General features: G+C 45.3%; 19 protein-coding genes and 2 pseudogenes. 10 read left to right on the top strand and 11 right to left on the bottom strand.

Features of this window, described 5'->3' with window-relative positions:
- The first annotated feature begins 359 nt into the window (after positions 1–359).
- Together KQP84_RS03025 and KQP84_RS03020 are read left to right on the top strand one after the other, a co-directional pair.
- A complete protein-coding gene (locus tag KQP84_RS03025) occupies positions 360–830 on the top strand; it encodes an ABC transporter substrate-binding protein (RefSeq protein WP_215845164.1) in 471 nt (156 codons plus the stop codon).
- Between the two features lie 20 nt (positions 831–850).
- On the top strand, positions 851–1,960 hold the full coding sequence (locus KQP84_RS03020) for an ABC transporter substrate-binding protein (protein WP_215845207.1): 1,110 nt from the start codon (positions 851–853) through the stop codon (positions 1,958–1,960).
- Positions 1,961–2,012: 52 nt separating this feature from the next.
- Here KQP84_RS03020 and KQP84_RS03015 read toward each other — a convergent pair whose 3' ends face one another.
- The 5 genes from KQP84_RS03015 to KQP84_RS02995 form a co-directional block, all read right to left on the bottom strand.
- Positions 2,013–2,684 (bottom strand): ABC transporter ATP-binding protein, encoded by a 672-nt coding sequence (locus KQP84_RS03015; protein WP_215845163.1) that lies wholly within the window; start codon positions 2,682–2,684, stop codon positions 2,013–2,015.
- Entirely contained in the window at positions 2,681–4,069 is a 1,389-nt protein-coding gene (locus KQP84_RS03010; protein ID WP_215845162.1) for a dipeptide/oligopeptide/nickel ABC transporter permease/ATP-binding protein, read from the bottom strand. Before KQP84_RS03010 ends, KQP84_RS03015 begins: the two co-directional genes overlap by 4 nt.
- 83 nt (positions 4,070–4,152) lie before the next feature.
- Complete coding sequence (locus KQP84_RS03005; protein WP_215845161.1) at positions 4,153–4,425, bottom strand: hypothetical protein; 273 nt, start codon at positions 4,423–4,425, stop codon at positions 4,153–4,155.
- A complete protein-coding gene (locus KQP84_RS03000) occupies positions 4,422–5,438 on the bottom strand; it encodes an ABC transporter permease (protein WP_215845160.1) in 1,017 nt (338 codons plus the stop codon). Before KQP84_RS03000 ends, KQP84_RS03005 begins: the two co-directional genes overlap by 4 nt.
- Positions 5,439–5,452: 14 nt before the next feature.
- On the bottom strand, positions 5,453–7,051 hold the full coding sequence (locus KQP84_RS02995; RefSeq protein ID WP_215845159.1) for an ABC transporter substrate-binding protein: 1,599 nt from the start codon (positions 7,049–7,051) through the stop codon (positions 5,453–5,455).
- Between the two features lie 310 nt (positions 7,052–7,361).
- On the opposite strand from KQP84_RS02995, the pseudogene KQP84_RS02990 reads away from it, so the two are divergent.
- From KQP84_RS02990 to KQP84_RS02975, 4 genes and pseudogenes are all read left to right on the top strand, one after another.
- Positions 7,362–7,960, top strand: a pseudogene (locus tag KQP84_RS02990) (SDR family NAD(P)-dependent oxidoreductase); the annotation flags it as partial.
- A 166-nt stretch (positions 7,961–8,126) separates the two neighbouring features.
- Positions 8,127–9,347 (top strand): SfnB family sulfur acquisition oxidoreductase, encoded by a 1,221-nt coding sequence (locus KQP84_RS02985; RefSeq protein WP_215845158.1) that lies wholly within the window; start codon positions 8,127–8,129, stop codon positions 9,345–9,347.
- 12 nt (positions 9,348–9,359) lie between these two features.
- Positions 9,360–10,586, top strand: a complete 1,227-nt coding sequence (locus KQP84_RS02980) for an SfnB family sulfur acquisition oxidoreductase (protein ID WP_215845157.1) — start codon at positions 9,360–9,362, stop codon at positions 10,584–10,586.
- A gap of 127 nt (positions 10,587–10,713) precedes the next feature.
- Positions 10,714–11,502, top strand: a complete 789-nt coding sequence (locus KQP84_RS02975) for a LysR family transcriptional regulator (RefSeq protein WP_215845156.1) — start codon at positions 10,714–10,716, stop codon at positions 11,500–11,502.
- Between the two features lie 162 nt (positions 11,503–11,664).
- Here KQP84_RS02975 and KQP84_RS02970 read toward each other — a convergent pair whose 3' ends face one another.
- The 3 genes from KQP84_RS02970 to KQP84_RS02960 form a co-directional block, all read right to left on the bottom strand.
- Entirely contained in the window at positions 11,665–12,732 is a 1,068-nt protein-coding gene (locus KQP84_RS02970; protein ID WP_215845155.1) for an Ldh family oxidoreductase, read from the bottom strand.
- A 25-nt stretch (positions 12,733–12,757) separates the two neighbouring features.
- Complete coding sequence (gene dctA, locus KQP84_RS02965) at positions 12,758–14,056, bottom strand: C4-dicarboxylate transporter DctA (protein WP_370661473.1); 1,299 nt, start codon at positions 14,054–14,056, stop codon at positions 12,758–12,760.
- A gap of 595 nt (positions 14,057–14,651) precedes the next feature.
- Positions 14,652–15,251, bottom strand: a complete 600-nt coding sequence (locus tag KQP84_RS02960; RefSeq protein ID WP_215845154.1) for a DeoR/GlpR family DNA-binding transcription regulator — start codon at positions 15,249–15,251, stop codon at positions 14,652–14,654.
- Positions 15,252–15,462: 211 nt separating this feature from the next.
- Here KQP84_RS02960 and KQP84_RS02955 point away from each other — a divergent pair, with 211 nt between their 5' ends.
- The 4 genes and pseudogenes from KQP84_RS02955 (at position 15,463) to otnC (ending at position 18,762) form a co-directional block, all read left to right on the top strand.
- Entirely contained in the window at positions 15,463–15,759 is a 297-nt protein-coding gene (locus KQP84_RS02955; protein ID WP_215845153.1) for a putative quinol monooxygenase, read from the top strand.
- Between the two features lie 14 nt (positions 15,760–15,773).
- The gene (locus KQP84_RS02950) at positions 15,774–16,856 is read left to right on the top strand and encodes an isocitrate/isopropylmalate dehydrogenase family protein (RefSeq protein ID WP_215845152.1); all 1,083 of its coding nucleotides are present in this window, start codon (positions 15,774–15,776) and stop codon (positions 16,854–16,856) included.
- Between the two features lie 15 nt (positions 16,857–16,871).
- Complete coding sequence (gene otnK / locus KQP84_RS02945; RefSeq protein WP_215845151.1) at positions 16,872–18,134, top strand: 3-oxo-tetronate kinase; 1,263 nt, start codon at positions 16,872–16,874, stop codon at positions 18,132–18,134.
- A pseudogene (otnC, locus tag KQP84_RS02940) lies at positions 18,134–18,762 on the top strand (3-oxo-tetronate 4-phosphate decarboxylase). The gene otnK and the pseudogene otnC overlap by 1 nt, the downstream one beginning before the upstream one ends.
- Before the next feature lie 179 nt (positions 18,763–18,941).
- Here the strand turns inward: otnC and KQP84_RS02935 are convergent.
- The 3 genes from KQP84_RS02935 to KQP84_RS02925 all read right to left on the bottom strand — a co-directional run bounded on the left by KQP84_RS02935 (position 18,942) and on the right by KQP84_RS02925 (position 22,637).
- Entirely contained in the window at positions 18,942–19,904 is a 963-nt protein-coding gene (locus KQP84_RS02935; RefSeq protein ID WP_215845150.1) for an AEC family transporter, read from the bottom strand.
- Positions 19,905–19,967: 63 nt separating this feature from the next.
- Positions 19,968–21,257 carry an MFS transporter gene (locus tag KQP84_RS02930; RefSeq protein WP_215845149.1) on the bottom strand — a complete coding sequence of 430 codons (1,290 nt, stop codon included), beginning with the start codon at positions 21,255–21,257 and terminating at the stop codon, positions 19,968–19,970.
- Positions 21,258–21,911: 654 nt separating this feature from the next.
- Positions 21,912–22,637 (bottom strand): GntR family transcriptional regulator, encoded by a 726-nt coding sequence (locus tag KQP84_RS02925; protein WP_215845148.1) that lies wholly within the window; start codon positions 22,635–22,637, stop codon positions 21,912–21,914.
- Positions 22,638–22,841: the final 204 nt, after the last annotated feature.

The following is a 22,841-nucleotide window of genomic DNA, read 5'->3' as shown; positions in this document are numbered from 1 at the left end:
GGCAAATAACTCAAAAAAATTAAATAACGACTGTAATTAAATACCCGTTTCGAATTGAATTTATCGACTATCCATCTGGAATGGAATACCTCGCAGTTGAGTCATCATCAATCCCCCTTTCCCGTTAAGAAATAAGCTGATAAAGATAATAAAAACCAATGAAAAAATCGAAGATCGATGTATTTCGGCTCTGAAGCTATATAGTTTTAAGTGTTAACCTTAATTTTTACTACCTTATGGATTAACTTATAATAAAAAAACATTAATGAAAAACCTTATGCAAAAAAGTAAGTTATCGCCTTGCCATGCATTTTCTAGCTTCCTACTTACCATGTATTAATTCTATTAACGGGAAGAAAATGATTAACATAAAAGCTCGCATCAAAACCCTCGCCGTCGCAATGGGTGGAATGACGTTGTCAATATTTGCTCAGCACTCTGAATCTGCGACCCCACAAAATAGGCTGGTAATAGCTAAAAATCTTGAGGATATCATCACACTCGATCCCGCGGAGGCATATGAGAATACCGTGAGCGAGATTTTAAATAATTCCTATTCAAGATTGGTTAGGCGCGATCCAAAAAATCCCGAAATAATCAATGGCGATGTTGCATCCTCTTGGAAAGTATCTGGTGACGGGAAAACATTTACCTTTGATATAAGAAATGATGGACGCTTCCCGTCGGGAAGAATTATTACACCTGATGATGTTGTATATTCCATACAACGCGTTGTTCTACTAAATAAAACACCCTCATTTCTATTGAAGACCTTCGGGTGGGATGAAAACAATATCCAGCAGAATGTCTTTATAGAAGGGGATACGTAGTTTTACGTGTCAAAGAAAACATCGCCCCTCAACTTGTACTCCAGATTCTGGCATCTGCGCCAGGGACAATAATTGATGCAAAACTTGTGCAAGAACATGCGGTCAATAATGATTATGGTAACGGGTGGCTACGTACCGCCTGGGCAGGCAACGGGCCATTCATTATTAAAAAATGGATACCTAAGCAGGTGATCGTTTTAGAAAAAAATCCCACCTATTTCGGCAATAAATCACATTTGAACCAAGTGGTCTTTCGACATGTGCCTGATAGCAGCACTCAGGCGTTATTACTCGAAAAAGGTGATATTGACATTGCTTCAAATCTACAGCCCGATCAGCTTAATAACCTACTAAAGAACAAAGCATTTACTACCGTTGATACCTTAAGATTTACTCAGATTTATATACCACTTAATCAGACTGTTGATGCCCTGAAAAAAGACAAAGTGAGGGAAGCGCTGAAGTGGCTGATAGACTATCAGGGCATTGAGAAAAACCTGCTTCAGGGGCAATGGATTACGCATCAATCCTTCTATGGAATCGGACAGCCCGGCGTGCTGACCGACAATCCCTACCATCTTGACGTAGCCAAAGCTAAACAGCTGCTTGATGAGGCTGGATATAAACAAGGCTTCGAGCTCAAAATGGATGTAGAGAATACCTCACCTTACCCGGATATAGCTCAATCAATTCAGTCTACCTTTGCACTGGCAGGTGTGAGGCTTAAACTGGTCACCTCCGACCGCCGGCAAATTGTCACTGAATATCGAGATCGTAAACATCAGACCATTTTATGGCATGCTTCAGGATCCTATAATGATCCAAACGTCTCCGCATCTGATTTTGCATATAACCTGAGTAATAGTCCGTCATCCTCAAACAGAAACCGCGCATGGCGCAGTAGTTGGATAAATTATGATATCAATGCACTGACTGACAAAGCCTTACATGAACGTGATCAAAATAAGCGAATTGCTGAATATCAGACGCTACAGCGTGAAATGTGGAAGGTTTCACCTTATATCTTCCTCTTTCAGCAAAAAGAACGTTTAGCGACCAGTTCGAGGGTAAAATATTTAGTGACAGGGCCCAGTGACTCGACTCTTTATAATTACTCAATCAAACAATAATATTATATACACCCGGTGTTAACGCCGGGTGTCCTTGTACTATCAATTTTGGTTAATCTGTATTTACCAATCGACCGTTATCGAGCAGCATTTCTTTATCACACAAGTATTCAATCACGGCCGGATTGTGGCTTACAAGCAAATAACTTAAGTCATGACTGCTTTTAATGTCTTTTAACAAATTTAAGATCTCAGCCTGCACGGAAACATCCAATGCTGAGGTCGGTTCGTCAAGAACAACCAGCTTAGGTTTCAATATGAGGGCTCGGGCTATTGATACTCGCTGACGCTGCCCTCCCGAAAGCTGATGAGGGTAGCGAGTTAAGAAAGAATTATTCAGACCAACTTCTTTTAAGGCCGACTCTACCCTTTCTTCTTGAAACTCACCATTATTGATTATTATTGGTTCAGATATGATTTTACGAATGGTGTGGCGCGGATGAAGGGATCCAAAAGGGTCTTGGAAAACCATTTGAACGTCCTTTGAAAAAAAGCCTAATCTTTGTCGTGTGGAGCGAGCAGCGCCAGCAATTAAAATGTCACCATTATCGGGTATAACAAGACCCATCACCGCCTTGAGAAGGGTTGATTTTCCTGAACCCGACTCACCGCTGATACCCAGACTCATTCCTTTAGCGATTGAGAAGCTGATCTTATCGAGTACCTGCTTATTGCCGTAGCGTAACGAAAGTTCATTCACAGTCAGAACGTTATTAGTCATCATATGACCATCGCTCCTGTATGCAGCGTAGGGAGTCTTTCAGGCAAATTCCCGGCACGTGGTATGCAGTTGAGTAAACCCTGTGTATAAGGATGCTGTGCATGCTGAATAAGATTTGCGCGCAACTTTTCAACGATCTGACCACGGTACATAACAATAATGTCGTCGCAAAAACGCGTCGCAAGTTCAATATCATGGGTGATAAAAATCAGGCTCATCTTGTGCTGGTTAAATAGTTGATCCAGCTCATTAATGACGCGTATCGAGGTTGAGCTATCCAGTGATGAGGTTGGTTCATCCGCAATGAGTAGTTTTGGTGAGGCAGCCATCATCATCGCGATCATGACGCGCTGGCCCATCCCACCAGAAATTTGATGTGGCCAGGCATTAAAGACCTTTTCAGGATCGTTTATATGTAGCCGGGACAAGGCCTTAAGAGCATGTTGCCTGGCCACCTTCTGTGGCAGGTTGAAGTGATAGCGGTAAACCTCGGTGATCTGTTCACCGATACGCATCACCGGATTCAGAGAGTAATGGGGGTCCTGCATAATCATTGCGATTTCCCGGCCTCGCATGGCCTGGCGTGCACGTCGACTGAGCATCGTCAACTCACTGCTCGAGAAGAGAAATCGTTTTGACGTCACTTGAGCGCGGTCCGGCAAAATACCGGCAATAGCACGGGCAAGCTGCGTTTTACCTGAACCCGATTCACCAACTATTGCGATTTTTTGTTGATAATTAAGCGTCAGCGTGACGTCTTTCACTACGCCACAGCCCTGATAGAAAACCGAGAGATTTTCGAGTTCAAGGAGAGGAATGGTCATTGTTTGACAGCTCCTTTTTGGGTCAAAGGTATCGCGAAGGCCGTCACCCAGCAGGGTAAATGCAGCGCTCATAAAAAGTATTGAAAGACCTGGAAAAATTGAAATCCACCATGCCGTAGAAATATATTGGCGTCCCTCTGAAATCATTGCACCCCATTCCGGCGTAGGAGGCTGAATTCCTAATCCCAAGAAGCCAAGACCGGCAGCGATAATGATGATCCCTGAGAGATCGAGTGCTAAGCGGATAAAAGCTGATGACATGCAGAGCGGCAATATATAGTGAAATATAATCCGAAAATCTGAGGCTCCTGAGAGCCTCGCAGCTTTAATAAAGTCCGTTTCCATAATCGTTAACACTTCAGCGCGTGCCTGACGAGCGTAGGGTGGCCAGGCGCTGATGACGATAGCGAATACCGCATTAAACAGCCCAGCACCCAGTACTGCCGACAGCGCTAAGGCCAGCACCAGTCGGGGGAAAGCAAAGAAAATATCGGTTAAGCGCATGAACAGATTATCAATAAAACTGCCGTAGTAACCTGCCAGAATGCCGACCAGTAAGCCCACTGGCGCAATGGCCAGTGCTGAACACAATACGATCACAAGCGTTGCACGCCCTCCGTAAAGTACTCTGCTAAAAATATCACGTCCTAATTGGTCGGTACCAAACCAGTGCAGAGCAGAAGGGGCTGCACGCGATCGTCCAACGATTGTAATCCAGGATCTGAATGGCTAATCAAACCGGCTGAGCACACCGCCACAAATGTGATAAATAAAATCAGCGTGCCCCATAGCAAAAGATTATTACCTGATAGCACTTTATAAAGGCTGCTGGAAAAACGAAGAAGACCTGGCTGCACGGGAGACAGCGAAGTTGAGGTTTCCTGTAATTTACTTCTCTCAACATCTGATTCATAAGTCATTTTTTGTTTATCCTGGCGTCAAGAAGGGGATAGAGTGAGTCGACTAATTTGTTTACTATCAGATAAAATATGCCGATAAAAGTTACCGCACCCATTACCGCCGGAAGGTCTGCACTGAATATAGACTGAGTGATATACAGTCCCAATCCAGGCCATGTGAAGATGGTTTCTGTTAACACGGCACCTTCTAGCAGATGCACATAACAGAGCGCTGTTGACGTTAAGAGAGGAACGGCAATGTTGCGCATACAATGCCGAAAGATCACCACATGCTCCGGCATTCCCTTCATTCGGGCAGCCGTGACATATTCAGAGGCTAATGCCTCGATCATATAGCCGCGGGTCAGTCGGCACAGATAAGAGGCCGTAGCCAGACCCAGTACCATTGCAGGTAAGATAAGATGCGCAGCGGCATCCTTGAATGCATCAAATTCTCCTTGGGTAAGGGTGTCATAGAGAATAAATCCCGTTTTTAGCTGAATACTGTACTGATAGGCGATATCCAGCCGACCCGGGCCCGGCGTCCATCCCAACTCAACATAAAAAATGAGCAGGAAAATGAGCCCAAGCCAGAATCCCGGAACGGCATGTGAAAGTATGCTTAAGAAGCGCACTATGCGGTCGGGCGTCTTGTTTCTGTATACAGCAGCCAACACGCCTGAGGGTATACCCAGTAACAGGCCAATCAGCATTGCTGTCGTGCCAAGCTCAAGAGTCGCTGGTACTGCACTCCACACGTCATGCAGCACCGGCTTGCCCGTAGTCACAGAGGTACCAAAGTCCCCCTGCACTACTTTTTTCAGATAATCCAGAAATTGAACTGGAATGGGATTGTTCAGGCCCAGCTTTTCCTTTTCCTGCGCATACACATCCGCAGTGGCATGTTCACCGACAATCGCCAATACAGGATCGATAGGCAGTAACTTGCCTATCAGAAAGGTGAAACACAGCAGGCCAATAACGGTAGTTATAAACACAGCCATGTTGTTGCTCAGTCTTTTGATCACACGCATCAGTTCGGCCTTCCTCAACGTTTTACGACGTAGTTATAGAGTGTTGCGTCGTAATTTGGCCCGGTGACCAGGTCTTGAACATGGCCATTAATGGCAAGACGTTCTTTCTGCTGGAACAGAAATATATAAGGTGAAACCTTCCACATATCGCGCTGTAGCGTCTGATAATCAGAGAGGCGTTTTTGAGGATCTTTTTCATGAAGAGCGAGATCGGTAAGTTTATTGATGTTGTGGTCTATCCAGCTGCTACGCCAGGCCCGGTTACGGTTTGTTGAGTGCAAACTGTTATCCGTGTTGTAGGCGTAATCAGCTGCGGATGCATTGGGATCGTTATAGTCTACGGAGGCATGCCATAAAATGGTCTGATGTTTACGATCTCGATATTCAGTGACAATTTGCCGGCGGTCGGAGGTGACCAGTTTAAGCCTTACACCTGCCAGTGCAAAGGTAGACTGAATTGATTGAGCTATATCCGGGTAAGGTGAAGTATTCTCTACATCCATTTTGAGCTCGAAGCCTTGTTTATATCCAGCCTCATCAAGCAGCTGTTTAGCTTTGGCTACGTCAAGATGGTAGGGATTGTCGGTCAGTACGCCGGGCTGTCCAATACCGTAAAAAGACTGATGTATAACCCACTGGCCTTTTAACAGATTATTCTTGATCCCCTGATAATCGATGAGATATTTCAGTGCTTCACGTACTTTGTCGCTTTTAAGCGGTTCGACCTTCTGGTTGAGTGGAATGTAGATCTGTGTCAATTTCAGCGAGTCGACAGTTTTAAATTGTTTGTCTTTGATTAAATCAGCTAACTGGTCTGGTTGAAGGTTGTAAGCTAAATCTACGTCTCCTTTTGTAAGTAAAAGCGTCTGAGTACTGCTGTCAGGTACGTGGCGGAAAATCACGCGTGAAATTTTTGCCTGCTCACCATAATAGGCACTGTTTTTCTCCAGAACGATGGCTTGCTTGGGTTGCCATGTCTGGATAGAGAAGGGGCCAGAACCCGCCCAGGCAGTGCGTAACCACCCATTTCCATAATCGTTATCTTTAGAGTGCTGCTGTAATAGCTTCTCATCTACAACTGAAGTTACTGATGTTGCCAGAATCTGCAACACCAATTGCGGTGCGATTGCATCCTGTATATGAATGATGACTTTACCTTTAATTGCCTGAACATTGCTGTTTACATTGTCTTTATTCCAGCCGAAATTTCGCAGCAGGAAGGCAGGGGTTTTATTTAGCAAGATCACCCGCTGTAAAGAGTAAACAACATCCTCTGCGGCGATGGCCCGACCGGACGGAAACTTCTCGGCTGGGTTAAGCGTAAATGTGTATGTCTTGCCATCGCTGGAAACATCCCAACTCTGTGCCACGTCGCCAACGATTTTGGTCGCGTCATGCTTATCGCGATGTACTAGCCTTGAATAGCTGTTGTTAATGATTTCGCCGGTGGTGTTTTCATACGCCTCAGCGGGATCCAGCGAGATGACATCCTCCAAGTTTTTTGCCACTACAAGAGTATCCGCTGGTGTTGCAGCATGTGTCGAAAGGATAAATGTCACAGAGCTTATTGTAATGATAGCAGTGACCAAATTCTTTTTATTAAACGATGTCATTTCAACTTCCTGCGGTGTAATTAATTCCCGACAAGGTATTGGGCTTGCTCATTACGCCTAAAGTATTTTTTATCATTAATAAATGCATATGACATATTGCGCATAACTAATTTTATTATTCGCATGTAGGCTGCCCTTTTTATAACCAGAATCCGCCTGCTAATAACTAAAAACAATAAAAACCGAATTATCACCGCAAAATCCGCTTCATTTCAGTTAGGTTTCTTCTGTGGAAATATAGGTTGATTATCTCTCAAGTGGATTGTAACTACTGTTCAACCAGAATGCGGATATTTCAACAGGAGGCATTATGACAGTATTAATAACCGGTGTTACTTCAGGTATTGGTCTTGCTATTGCTAAAAGATTTATTGCTGAAGGAAGGGCAGTCATCGGTACAGGGAGACGAAAAGAGCGTCTGGGTATTATTAAAGATGAGCTTGGAGAGAGTTTCTTTCCATTACAGCATAACATTTCCAATATCAATTCATATACAAATTTCCTGAAAGCGATCCCGGATGATTTTTCCGATATTAGCGTGCTTGTGAATAATGCAGGTCTGGCATTGGGGGTGGAAACTGCACAATGTTCCAATACCGAAAACTGGAAAAAGATGATAGATACTAACATCACAGGACTCGCTTTGCTTACGCATGCTATTTTGCCAAAAATGATAAAGTCGAATTTCGGGCATATCATTAATATCGGTTCCGTCGCTGGTAAATATCCTTATCCCGGGGAAATGTATATGGGGCATCTAAAGCTTTTGTTAAACAGTTTAGCCAGAACTTGCGCGCAGATCTAATTGGTACAGATATCCGGGTTACGAATGTTGAGCCAGGATTAATTGGTGGTACAGAATTTACCACCGTACGCCTGAATGGCGATGAACAGGCAGCGAGGAAACGCTATGAGAATGTTAAAGCGCTGAGTGCGGAAGATATTGCTGAGACAGTCTATTGGATTGCGACTTTGCCTGAACATGTCAATGTCAATTCAATTGAAATCATGCCGGTCAAGCAATCCTTCTCAGCACTTAATATTCACAGAGAAAAAGCGTAAAGGCAGGCTTAATATGTTAAAGAATCAATACCCAGTCGATCAGGAAAATTCGACCAGATTAATAAAAAATGATAACGAGGCGTTGTTGGTAGCCAAAACACTGGCTGAATATTATGAAAAGGATGCGGCTGAGCGCGATGAGAAGAGAACGCCGCCTGAAAATGAGATGGAGCGTTTTGCTTCTTCTGGTCTCTTAGGCTGTACTTTGCCAGTCGCCTACGGCGGTGCCGATATTTCCCTCACTACGCTTGTCGAGATTATCCGTGTAATTTCAGAAGCAGATCCCTCTATCGGTCAAATTCCATTAACGCATTTTGAAGCAATAAACAGCCTTAAAACCCTGGGATCGGACGCACAAAAACGCCTCTACTTTAAACGCATTCTGGCAGGAGAGAGATTTGGCAGTGCGTCATCGGAACGTAACACTAAACATGCTCGTGATATCAAGACAACCCTTAACCGACATGAGAGCCGATTTATCCTCAATGGCACCAAATTTTATTGTGCCGGATCTCAGTTTTCGCAGTGGCTACAGGTGTTGGCGCTTGATGATAATAGCCAACTGACACGAGTTTTAGTGCCCACTAATGGCATTGGCGTGACATTGCACAACGACTGGAGCGGTTTTGGGCAGCGTACTACTGGCAGTGGAAGCATAGTATTTGACCAGGTATCGGTTAATGAGATGCAGATCCTGCCTGCGCATAAACTGTATGACAATCAGCTTTCATTACAGGGCGCTTATGTACAACTACTGCATGCGGCGATAGACGCTGGAATTGCCTCTGCTGCACTCAGCGATACGATGGAATTTGTTAAAACAAAATCGCGCCCATGGATAGACAGCGGCAAGGAAGCGGCGGCAGACGACCCCTATATTGTGGCGGCTATCGGCTTGCTCTCTGTAAAACAAAAAGCTGCCCTCGGGTTATTGAGAAAAGCAGCCTGCACATTGGATAGGTTTAAAGACAGCAGCGTTTCGGCTGAGGTGTCCGCCGAAGTCTCAGTTACGGTTGGAGAAGCCCGTATTCTGACGATGCAAATCGCACTGGATGCTTCACAAAAACTATTTGAGCTGGCCGGCACGGGTTCGACACTCAGCCAACATGGTCTGGATCGCCACTGGCGCAATGCCCGTACGCATACTCTTCATGATCCGATTCGCTGGAAGTATAAAATTGTTGGCAGCTACTGGCTCAATGATGAGTTTCCTCAACGTCATTCTTTCATTTAATTGGAGCAACGCGTGTCAGAATTTATTCGCCTCACCGCACCCGGGATCTCAAAGCCTGCCCATGTTATACGATCGAACAGCGAAGCGCTGGAAGTCATTGAAGCTCTTATTCCCGTTATCAAAGAGACTGCTGCCGCTCGTGATTCTACGCGTGCTTTACCCGTTCGCGAGCTTGTCCTCTTAGCGCAAAGTGGGTTGCAGGGGATAACTGTACCTGAAGCGTATGGTGGTGCCGATGTGAGCGCACGTACGCTGGTGGAAGTTGTGATAAAACTAAGCGAGGCCGACCCATCCGTTGGCCAAATTCCACAAACGCATTTCTATTCGGTTGAGTGCTTCCGTTTACTGGGTAACAAGCAACAGCAGCAATATTTTTTTAATGAAGTATTAAAGGGAAAGCGTTTTGGCAATGCTGTTGCTGAAACTCAGGGTAAAACTGCATCAGCTTTACATCGCTCCACTATTATTTCAAAAACACCAGCTGGTAATCGCATCAATGGGACTAAAGCATATTGCACTGGGGCATTGTTGTGCGACTGGCTGGCCGTTTTTGTTAAAGACAATGATGGATTCCAGCACATGGCTTATGTGCCAAAAGAAAGCAGCGGACTGACATTGCGCAATGACTGGACGGCAATGGGACAGCGTACAACAGCCAGCGGCACGGTGCTGCTCGATAATGTGTTGGTCAACAGGGCAGACGTTCTGCCTTTTCAGTCATTATTTGATAATCCAACCCGGTTAGGACCCTATTCTCAGCTTTATCATGCAGCCATACAGATTGGCATTGCGCGAGCTGCTCTGAATGATTTCAGATCGTTTGTGACCAGTCGTTCACGGCCATGGATAGACTGTGAAATGGGATTTGCCGCAAAGGACACCTTGCTGTTGGCAGATTTTGGTGCCCTGATGACAGATTTGCACGCCGCTGAAACGCTGATCATAGACGCTGCTGAGGTCGTCGATTCTATTAAATCATCCCCTGGAGCATCGTCTCTGGCGAAAGCATCAATAGCGGTCGCCGAAGTTAAAATACTTTCAACCGAACTTTGCCTGAATGCCAGTAATAAGCTTATTGAGCATGCCGGTTCTCAAGCTTTACTGGCGCAGTACAATTTGGACCGGCACTGGCGGAACGCGAGAACTCATACTCTGCATGATCCTGTACGCTGGAAATATGCCGCAGTGGGGGATTATTATCTCAATGGCATTTTACCACCGCGACGTGGTTATATCTGATATTAGAGTTATAAACGGACCCTGGCTGACAGCCTTCAAACTTAACAGATAGGATTCTTATTCATTTTCTATCAATTTTATCTCTTCGTTACAAATGCCTTTAATAAACAAGTCGGGAGCTTTAAGTGTGATCAACATCAGCAATCTGGATCTGTTAACACTTCGGATTTTTGTTCTTGCAGCGCATACGCGCAGCCTGACACTGACGTCTGAGCACGTATTTATGACGCTTTCCGCGGTGAGTAAACGAATCAATGAACTGGAAAAACTTATAGGCCAGCGTCTTTTTGACCGTCGTCCTCAGGGGTTACATTTAACACCCGCCGGTGAATTCATACTGATGCAGGCAAAGTCAGTAGTGGCAAGCGTCGACTTGCTTACTAAGAACATGAATGAGTTTTTGGTGGGGATCAGTGAAAATATAAAGGTTTGGGCTAATACGTCATCAATAGTGCAATTTCTACCCAATGATCTCTATGCATTTCAAACTTTACATCCGGATATGAAGATCTTGCTTGAAGAGAGACTGAGCATTGAAATTATAAAAGCACTGAATCATGCCGAAATTGATATCGGGATTTTCTCTGGTAATATTGATGCACGAGGCTTGGAGAAGAAAACCTATCGCATTGATCAGATGGTCGTAGTGGCACCCTCAATGTTCAGGCCAGAAATGGGAGAGGAGTGTGACTTTTCGCAAATTGTCGATCAGCGCTTCGTCGGACTCAATAATGGCAGCGCCATTCTGGATCTCATTAAAGACGCGGCTGTTTCTCTAGGTAAAACGCTTGATATTCCCTTTCAGGTTACCTCGTTTGAAGCCGTCATCAGCCTTATTGAGGCGGGATTGGGCATTTCAGTTTTGCCGCGTTCTGCTGTAATACGCACCGCCAGAGAGAAACTTGCGTATTATTAAATTGAATGATCATTGGTCATTCAGGCAATTGTGGATAGCGTGGTCAAACAGCAGTGCGCTTAATGATGGGACATCAGCGTTGATAAAGCATCTGACGTTAAGCCGTTAGTTCAGATGGGCCCGGATTTAGCTATCCGGGCAGTTGAATTTGCAATTTACGTGCTACCCAATTTTTTCAAGAGATAAATGATGTTTTTCTCCTAACGCAACTAACTCCTTAAATAATGCTTGCCCTAACGGAATGCCCTCTTTACGACTTTTCAATAAAGAGAGATGCTCACGTTCTCCTGGAAGGTATATACGTTCAATACCAGTGGCTTTCTTAGCGTTACGCATATCGGCCATTGCCTTATCCATCCGGCTTAAATAATTTTCTATCTCATCAAATGAAGACACTGGCAAGACACCAAACAAGTGACCACTGTTCTGCGCTGTTGATGTTTCCTCGTAAAGGTCTCCGACATCACTGCCAAAGAATGCACCTGACAGCATGGTGCTCAAAAGACCAACGGTTAAAGTCAGAGCATAACCTTTAGGGCCACCGAGTGGCGTAACAAAGCCCTTCAGTGCTTCAACCGCATCAGTGGTGGGAAGCCCATCCGGCCCGGTTGCCCAGTCGTTCGGAATAGGTTTACCTTCTTTGGCCGCAACGATAATTTTTCCACGCGCCGCGATACTGCATGCCATATCCAGAACCACGGGAAAATCTTCTCGTGTCGGGAAAGCTACGGAGAAGGGGTTATTCCCCAGCATGGCTTCGGCACCGCCCCAGGGCGTCATGTGATTAATTGCGCCTATAGTGAAGGAAAAGCCAATCATATTATGTCGCGCAGCCATTTCGGTGTAATAGGCTGCAGCTCCGAAGTGATTGCTGTTCTTCACTGCAACAAAAACGCAATCGCCTTCGGCAGCTTTCTCTATAGCTAATTGCATGGCCTGAACGCCGACGAGATGACCCAGTCCGTTATCGCCATCAATAACGGCAGTAGTCCGTGTCTCGCGTAGAATACTCATCCTGGCTTTTGGGTTCGTGCCACCATCAAGTATCCTCTTTACGTAAATTGGGAAACGTACTACGCCATGTGAGTAAACTCCTCGCAGATCGGCCTCAATGAGGTTCTTTACCACAATTTCAGCATCATTTGAGGGAACGCCAATATTCTTTAAAATCTGAGTGCTAAATGCAGTTAATTGGTTTTCAGAGACCAGTACATCATTTTCAATTGTCATATCTACCTCTGGAATGAATGACAGATTAAGAAGGCTGAGATTTGTTATGTTTTTCCTGAAGCATGGCCAGCTTCAGGCTTTGTGGAGTAATTTCTTTTTCTCGATTGGAAATAACGAGGGTGGCAACAATATTGCCAATGACATTAACTATCGCGCGACCTTCGCTAATGATGCGATCAATACCCAAAAGCATCGTTACGCCCACCAGTGGAATTTCGGGTACAAGAGCTAGAGTGGCAACCAGCGATACAAAGCCTGCGCCAGGTACGCCAGCTGAACCTTTCGTGGTGAGGGTAGCTACGGCCAAAATCATCAACTGGTGCCAGATGGTTAGTTCGACATGCATGGCCTGAGCGAGGAAAAGTATGGCCATTGTAAGATAGATATTGGTGCCATCAGAGTTGAACACATAACCGGCAGGCACAACTAAACCTACAGTACCGGGACGGCAACCCAGATCTTCAAGCTTACGCATTACCGATGGTAAAGCTGCATCAGATGAAGACGTCGCTAATACCAGCAGGAGTTCACTTTTGAAATGGCGCAACACGGACATGATATTAAAGCCATATTTAAGGCCGATTGAACCCAGTATCACAAAAACAAAAATCACAGCAGTGATGTAGAAGCAAACAATTAGCACGAGCAGAGAATTGAGAGATGCAACGCCAAACTTACCTACGGTAAATGCCATTGCACCGAAAGCACCGATCGGTGCGAAGCGCATGATCACGTTGATGATGCCAAAAATCCATTCTGCACCCGCGTCTACAAAATCGCGCAAAGGTTTACCCTTATCACCCATACGTCCCAGTACCAGCCCCATTAACACAGAGACAAAGACAACAGGGAGAATACTGTCACCGGTAAAAGCACCCAAAAGCGTTTTGGGAATTATGCTAAGTATAAAATCAGCCATTCCACCGGTATGAGAGGCAGTAACGTATTGGCTGATTTGACTTGCATCGAGTTTGGCCGGATCCACATTAAAACTGGCACCAGGTTGAAGGACATGCGCCACAACCATGCCAATCAACAATGCGATGGTCGAAACGATTTCAAAATAGATCAGCGCAGCACCACCAATTTTGCCCACCTCTTTGAAGTTGCGCATATTGGCGATGCCGGACACCACGGTAAAGAAAATGACCATGCCAATCGTCATTTTGATTAGCTTGATAAAACCGTCACCAAACGGTTTCATTTCCGCTGCCATAGATGGAAAGTAATGGCCCAATAAAATCCCAATCACCATTGCGATGACTACCTGTAGGTAGAGATTTTTCATAATAAGTCTGCATATTCCACCAATACTCCAGCTCATTCCTGAAGAGGTGTCGATTGAATTAGACATGATTTGAATGCTCCATAACTAAGCTATCTGGCGTTGCAAAAAGCAAAGCTGTCCGGGCTGGAGGCAGGACAACATGTACATAAAAAGTTAAACTCGGTAATAACTAAATATGAAAAATAATAAATGGCTATGCGGGTGGTTAATAAATGTGACTTGAACGGAAATATAAATATTAAGCCTATAAGCTTTGTGTGACGGGTTGCAGTATTAGCGTTTTCAGATTGCCAATTATTGGGTTTTATGGATGAAGAGAAGACAGGGGGGTTAATTAAGCTATCTAATGAACAGGATGTTTTTAATATCAATAAATTAATCGTGTTAGTAGCCGGGAAGATTTCGCCCAAAACTTACTGATAATTAATTTATCACATGGATTCACATTGTAAAAGTCATTCATTCACATTAGGTTGGGCGATGATAATATTTGAGACGCTTGTCTCAAGTTTCTCACGAACATGGTCGGGGAGGTTACTATCTGAGATTAGCGTGTCGAATTTATTAAGAGGTAGACACTTATGGAGTGCAATTAGCCCATATTTTGACGCGTCTGCAACAAGAATGCTTTTTAATGAAACCAAAGAAACCCTTTTTTTATTTGAGCTTTGTTCTCATCACTGGAAGATATTCCTGTAGCGTTAAACGCGGCAGCGGAGATAAAGGCCAAATCTATGTTAAATTTGCTTAGTGTTTCCGATGCCAGCAAACCGACAGAAGATCCATTTTCTTTATCAATTCTACCACCAATGAAGTAAACCTCTGAGCGAGTTAACTTTATGAGCAGGTTCGTCGTTTCAATATCATTGGTGATAAAAATCAGATCATTTCGCGTGGCGAGTTCACGTGCTATCTCGTAACAGGTAGTGCCTGCATCAAGATAAATCACTTTTTCGAAATTCAGTAAGTTTGCTGCTGATTTAGCAATTGCAGTTTTTGCATCCCGCGCGATGTTGACTTTAAATGCACGCGGCAATTCCGTGCTTTCACCGCCGGCTTTACGTACCTCTCCGGAAACCGCCTTGACCTTTTGATGCTTTTCAAGCTCAGCGATATCTCGACGGATAGTCATATGAGAAACACCGAAATGAGAAGTCAGAAAATTTATACTGACGTACTCACATTCTTCGACGATCTGCAGGAGAAGTTTCTGGCGCTGAAACGGGATCATATTCTATCTCTCAAATTTCAACCAAATAAATCAGTAACTTATTGATTATCCTGATTTCCCAGTGGCTCTGTTAATGTTCATATGTGAAATCACAAGTGTGACCTGCGTATAATTTTTGTGAAAAAAACGCGTGGCACTGTTGCAAAAGGCGAGTGTATCGTAACATGCACCCTGATTAATGCATACATTAACGAATACGAAAGGTAGGCAAATGTTAACTGTCTTAGTGAAGATGGTAGTGGATGAGAATGACTACCCGCGCTTCAAACCCCTCCTGCTTTCAAATGCTGCCACTTCATTGACTGAGCCAGGTTGTGATTTCTTCAGTGTTTCTGAAATGACGAATGAAGAATCACATCAGGTCGAGTTCCTTCTCTATGAAGAATATAAAGATATGGAAGCTTTCAAAGTGCATCTGAAGACTGCTCATTTTCTCAGCTTTGATGCTGAAACTGCCGGAATGCTGGTGAGCAAAGACGTTATGTTTTACGACCTTATTCAAAAATAATGGCGAGGTAACCCATGAAAAAATTCAATATTGCAGTTATGCCAGGCGATGGAATCGGTCGTGAAATCATGGCTCCAACTCTGGAGATTATGGATGCGGCTACACGTAATCTGGATGTAGGTCTGGTCTATGACCATATAGACGCAGGGGCTCAGTTTTATGCTGAAACTGGCGATGCTTTCCCTGAAAGCCATTTTGAGCGAGCAGAGAAAGCTGATGCGATTCTGTTGGGTGCGATGGGACATCCGGACATTCGTTACCCGGATGGCACGGAAATTGGACCACAACATGATTTGCGCAAGCGTCTGGGTCTTTATGCTGGTGTCCGCCCGTGTAAAACCATCCCATCTTTACCGTTACCTTTAGTTGATGAGAGAACCAAAAATCTCGACTTCGTCATTATTCGCGAATCTACCGAAGGCTTATTCGCGTTCCCGCGCGGCTTCACGACAGACGATGAAGAATACAAACATAACCTGATGCGTATCTCGCGTACGGTATCGAAGAAGCTCTTTGACTTCTCCTTTAAGCTCGCGCGCCGTCGTCTTTCTCAAGGTCGCGGTAAAAACCTCGTGACACACATCGATAAAGCCAACGTGCTGTCTTCACAGCATCACGCGCGTGAATGGTTTTATGAGGTGGCCAAAGACTTTACTGATGTCAATGCGGCGCACAAGTATGTCGATTTTGCAGCGCTAGATATGGTTCGCCGTCCGTGGGAATTTGACGTTATGCCTACTGAAAATCAGTACGGTGACATTTTGTCCGATCTCGCTGCAGCACTTATGGGTGGTATGGGGATGGCACCAAGCGGTGAAATCGGTGATACCCACGCACTTTTCCAGCCTTGCCATGGGTCTGCACCCGATATCGCTGGCATGGGTAAAGCCAATCCTACCGCAATGATTCTTTCAGCCTCCATGATGCTTGATTACCTGGCAGAGAAACACGACTGCGAGGAGCTGGCGATCGCGTCCAGAAATATTGAAGATGCGGTGCTTAAAGCCTATGAGGCAGAAAAGCTGCTGCCTTATGAACTGAGTGGAACTTCCGGCCTGAAAGAGATTTCTGATGCCGTGAAGAAACATCTGCAGTAAGAAGTAGGGGCGTTTATGAAAGTTGGAATCATTGCTGATGATTATACTGGCGGCACGGATGCAGCCAGTTTTCTGGTTGAAGAGGGAATGAGTTGCATCCAGCTGAGTGGTGTCCAGTTAAATGACGTGCCACTTGAAACAGATGCCATCGTAGTAAGTCTTAAAAGTCGAACACAAAAACCTGAAAAGGCCGTTGCAGATTGTGTAGCTACTTGGAAGTGGCTGAAAAAACAAGGCTGCGATGTCATTCAGTTCAAGTATTGCTCAACTTTTGACAGCACCTCTGAGGGCAATATTGGCCCCGTTACTGATGCCATCTTGAATGAAGCGGGATTGGTTTCGACGATCGTTGTCCCTTCGCTACCGGTCAACGGCCGAAAAGTTTTCTATGGTAATCTTTTTGTCAAAGGTGAACCGCTGGACGAATCGGGCATGAAAGATCACCCGCTGACGCCAATGCGTGATGCCAATTTGATCAGACTTATGGACAGTCAGTCGCAGGGAACTACCGGCCTGATCGACTATGAAACCGTTGAGAAAGGGATTATTGCTGTACGTCAGGCTTTTGAGGGGCTGACAAAACAGGGGAACCGCTACGTTGTTATTGATGCGTTTAATGATGAACATCTGGCGACTATAGGTGCTGCATTTGCTAATCATCCCTTTGTTACTGGTGCTTCGGGTCTGAGTCATGGCATGGCTAAAGCGCTGTCCAACCGTCAGGGTGATACTGGAGGAAGTAAGGCCTTTAAGCCAAGCCAGGGTAAAACAGTGGTGATCTCAGGCTCTTGCTCGACGCAGACAAACCGGCAGGTAAACTCCTATAAGTCCCTTGCCCGCACACATCAGGTTGATGTCGATAAGCTTGACGATGTCGACGCCTACAGTGAGGAAATTGCAGAATGGTTAAATGCGAATGTTTCTGCTGATTACCCTCCAATGATCTGTGCCACAGTCAACAAGGAACGTCTGGCTGAAATTAAGGCGACATATGACTTTGACGTTTCCGCACGTATCGAAGTGCTGTTTACGCACATGGTTAAAAAATTGAAGCAGCGCGGATTCAGTAATTTTATCTGCGCAGGTGGAGAAACCTCCGGTGCCGTAACTCAGGCACTCAATGTTAAAGAACTGCTGGTGGGTAAGTTAATTTGCCCCGGCGTTCCCTGGGTTGCAACGCTGGATAAGAGCCTGTTTCTCGCACTGAAATCAGGCAATTTTGGTGACGATGATTTTTTTGAACGTGCCAAGTCTCTCATCCAGGAATCGAGGTACTGATGATGAATTACAGAGCGTTAATGGTCTCCCAGGGACTGTCATTTTTCCAGCGCGGATACACATGCGGCGGAGGGGTAATCTCTCACTCAAACTGCCCGATGGTAATATTCTGGCCACACCGACGGGGTCTTGCCTTGGGCGTTTAGTGGAAGATGAACTTTCCGTAGTGACCCTTGATGGCGAGCTTATATCGGGTAAAAAAGCCTCTAAAGAAGTCGGTTTTCATCTCGATATATACCGTAGTAATCCGGCAGTAAATGCAGTGGTTCATCTCCATTCTACTTATCTTACTGCGCTTTCGTCGATCGATCATATCGAGAAAGAAAACGTGATTGAGGCTTTCACCCCCTACTACGTCATGAGGATAGGTAAACTGCCACTTTTGCCTTATTTCCGTCCGGGATCAAATGAAATTGGTAAGGAGATTGCCAAATATACATCGCAAGGATATACCGCGGTGCTTCTGGCAAATCATGGCCCGGTGGTAACAGGTACTGACTTCATTAATGCATCAGATAATGCCGAAGAGCTGGAAGAAACAGCGAAGCTGAAATTCCTTCTTGAAGATATGAAGGTGAGATATCTCACTGAGCCAGAAAAAGAAGCATTGAGTGGAATGAAAAGCTGATGTCTGAGGCGGCGGCCCTTTTTCACTGGCTGTGGCGACGTTTGGCATACTCTGTTGAGAGCTTACTTTGTATTTTCTCATTATCCTGTCGGCCATTATGGCTGTTGTTTAAAACTGATTAAGTTCCGCCCGGATCCAAAGCCATTATCTAAAGAGGTAATGGCTTTTTTATTTCTTACCTAACCAATAAATGAAAGAAGCAGCATTACAGCTGGCAGCGTTATCAGTCCCAATACCGCTGAAATAGCCACCGCTGCGGTGACCTCTTCCTGTGCCACCTTATAACGATGGGCAAACAAATAAACGTTAGCACCAATGGGCAAAGCAGCGGTAATCATCATCACTTTCAGGCTTAAGCCTGACAGGTTAGTCAGTAATCCCATGATGAGTAATGCGGCAGGATGAAGGCAATTCTTAGCCAATGCCATCATGAGAGGTACACGCCAGCGTGATATTGATTTGCTGGTAGCAAGCGTCATTCCTACGAGGATCAGCGCCACCGGCGAGAAAGCATGTCCAAGCAGAACCAGAACGTTATCTACCGGTGTGGGTATTTTAAGTCCGGTCAAACCGAAAAGTATTCCGCAAATAACAGGTAGTGGGACGGGATGCAGAAGCGTTTTACGCATAGATACGCCGAACGTCCTGAAAAAAGACCTTAACCTGCCTGTACGTAAAGTTGTGTTTCCTGCAGCCAGTTCTCTCGATATGGAAAACTCAATGAGACTAGTAACCATTGTCAGCATAATTAGCGTATGAACTGACATTAGTGTGAATAGTACGATAAGTCCTTCCTGCCCCCAGGTAAAGTTGATCAGCGGCACCCCAATCATTGCCACATTCGAAAAGGTGGCTGAAAGCGCCATGATCGCACCCCGGCGATTAATGCCCTGTGTAAACATCGTGGCGAAGAACACGACCCATATCGTCAGGAAGTAAACGATGACAGGTTTAAAATCCAGTTCGTTAAGATGCACCTGCGCCATACTGCGGAAGAAGAGCGCGGGACCAAGGATGAGAAAGGCCAGGTTAGAAATATCCATTATTGCACTGCTCTTCAGCCAGCCTCTACGCACGGCTGCAAAACCTATCAGTATCAATATCACCACGGGCAGCAGAGCATTCACTACAGGAGCTGTCATACCTTAAGAATCTCATTTTAACTGAAACGAAAAAAGGCCAGCAGAGCTGGCCAGGAGTAAACACTACGTTTTTTTGTCAGCTAGCTTTAGCAAAGACACCATGACTTTTTTCTTGATGTTAATCAGGAACCAGAAGTAAGCACCAATCAGGTTCAGAACGATTGCTGAAATGAAGAAAGGCATGGTGCTACCAAAAGCTGTCAACATGTAAGGGAAGGCGATACTGGTCAGGAAGGCGCCGAGATTACCACACATATTCATCTTGCCTGAGACTGCGCCAGACTTCTTTCCACCCACATCGATACAGTATGCCCATGATGGTGGTACGGTCACATCGGTACCGAACATCGCAAGGCAGAGCCAGGCAACAGCCATGTATGCTGAATCACTCATCATCGCGCCAACCAGGCCGGCCGCAGACAAGATAAAACCAATGATGGCAGGCAGCCGGCGTGACCAAAGTCCGTATCCTCTGCGGTACATCATATCTACTGTAGCACCACCTACCCAGTTACCAATTGCGCTGGCAATTAGTGGCGCACCTGCCAGAAAACCGGTAGTGACAGCACTCAGGCCATAGGTTTTCTGTAAGTACGGGAATAACCACGTTAAGGCAAAATAGAAGGTGAAGCTGTGCGCGAAATATTGAAGCATGAGCAGCCACATCGTTTTTGAGCGGAAGGACATATCCACTGGCTCGGCTATGGTAACGCGCTCATTAGCATTAGAAAGCTTTGTCTCACGGCCTTCTTCAATGAATTTTAATTCTGCTTTCGAGATTGAACGGTGATCGGCCGGGTCATTGCGGAACCACATATACCAGCACACAGCCCAGATGACACCGACAGCACACAGGATATAAAAAGACTCTCGCCAGCCCGCAGCGTCAAGCATCCATGCCACAAACGGTAATGCAAATGCGGCACCAATACGTGCACCGGATAAATTGATACCCTGCGCTAAAGCCCTCTCACTTGCAGGTAACCAGCTGTACATGGCACGTGCAAATGTCGGAAAAGCACCCGCTTCGGCGATCCCGAACAGGAAGCGCACAACCATGAGCGACGCGAATCCCCAGGCCAGACCAGTAAGGCCGGTTAACGCTGACCAGGTGATCACAAACAGCGCCAGCATGGAGCGTGGGCCCCATTTATCAGCCATAGCTCCTGTGGGGGACTGGAAAAGTGCATAGCCCAGCGAAAACATTGAAAGTACCCAGCCGAATTCAGTATCCGTTAAACCAAAATCAGATTCGATGTGGCCTTTTGCAACGGAGATAGCAATTCGGTCAACAAAGAGCAGAGCGGTAAGACTGAAAGCTACAGCCACCAGTGCATAGCGTGCTTTAGACATAGTAGTTATTCCTGGTTGTGTCAGCGAGATACGCCTTGAACATTATGTTGTACTTCCTCGTTTCCTGTGTGTACTAAATTACGTACTCGTAACACACTCGTTAACGTATACGTTAATTAGTGCATTGATTTAAGTCAATTGGCCTAAAATGGCAAAGTTACGGATGTGTGATCGTTATCAAACTTGCAGGAAAATAATTTGTGACCAGTTATCATGAAAGCGGCGATTGCGTTTTAGGAATGATAGTGACGCAGTTTTTTTGAAGGGCTGGCAACGCTTCGGATAAATCATTAAAGGATCAGGCAATAAAAAGGGCTGTAGAAGCCCAAATGAGTCATGTCAGTAATTTATAATGTAATGTCATGCAAAGCTGTTGTAGCTGCGCTGGAATATAAAACCTAAACGGCAGTGTTAAACACACCACATCATTAAGAATTCACGATCCACAACGAGAGTTGTATGCATTAAAGGATTTATTGATCAGGGTGTTATGCATGAAAAGTTATAATTTAAGCCGGAATTTAATCTAGAAAATTTTACATTGAATTTAATAAAAAGGTCCTTTTATGCAGGAAGATGTGAAGCATCCATGATGCTAGCGGAACGGAAACCGGGTAACTGCAGGATGTGATTTTAGTCCCGCAGTTCGGTTAATTAAATCTGCGTGGCGCCTAGCTCTCTGATGAGCTTCACGAGCATCGAGCTTGCTTTCTTACGGTGTGATTCGTGCATCTGACGTGCCTGCTTCACCTTTCCTGCAGAAATAGTCTCAATCAGAGCCTGATGTTCCCGATTAGATTTGGTCGGGCGGGGGCGCATTTTTAGCGTTAACATCCTGGCACGGTGTGACTGTTCCCAGAGTTGAGAAACCATGCCGATCATGCGTTTGTTATCACTGAACTCAATGAGCTTCGCGTGAAATACTTCATCAGCAGAAGCCCAAGCCTGAAGATCATCCTGTTCCAGCGCGCGATCCATTGCGGCGACCGTAGCTTCAAGCTCCTGCTTTTGTTCATCCGTTATCCCTCTTTCTGCGAGCGTCGCGGCTGCTGAGCCTTCAAGTAAAGTAAGAACATCATAAATTTCCTGCATGTCATCGGCAGAGATGGGCAAAACCCGCATTCCATGACGAGGGCGAATGTCGACCATGCCATCCTTGTGTAACCGGATCATGGCTTCACGTACGGGCGTCCGGCTCATACCAAGCAAGTCGGCTGCTTCATGTTCAAGTAACTGCGTACCAGCCGGCAGCGCGCCATCGAGTATCCGCTGCTTGAGCAATCTATAAGCTACAGCTGACTGTGTTTCTTTGGCAGTGACTAAAGGTGGGGGTAGGCCGTTTGAATTAGTATTGGCGGAAATTTCGGCATTTTTACTCATCTGTTCAGACTTTAGCCTCAAATTTTTGACATCGTTATGCGAATATTAAGCCTGTCAGATGAGAAGATTCAATTTTATTCTTGAAGAATGATAACCCTAAAGGACATGATAACCTTAATAAAGATTTTTACACTTGGTATAAAGAGAGTTCCCGGCGAGTCATCATAATGTACTGAATTGCTATGGATAATCTGGACACTTCCG

Origin of the sequence: Candidatus Pantoea bituminis (assembly GCF_018842675.1) — a bacterium.
GTDB lineage: Bacteria > Pseudomonadota > Gammaproteobacteria > Enterobacterales > Enterobacteriaceae > Pantoea > Pantoea phytostimulans.
The sequence above is the reverse complement of the archived record's forward strand: the minus strand, read 5'-3'. Positions and strand labels throughout refer to the sequence as shown.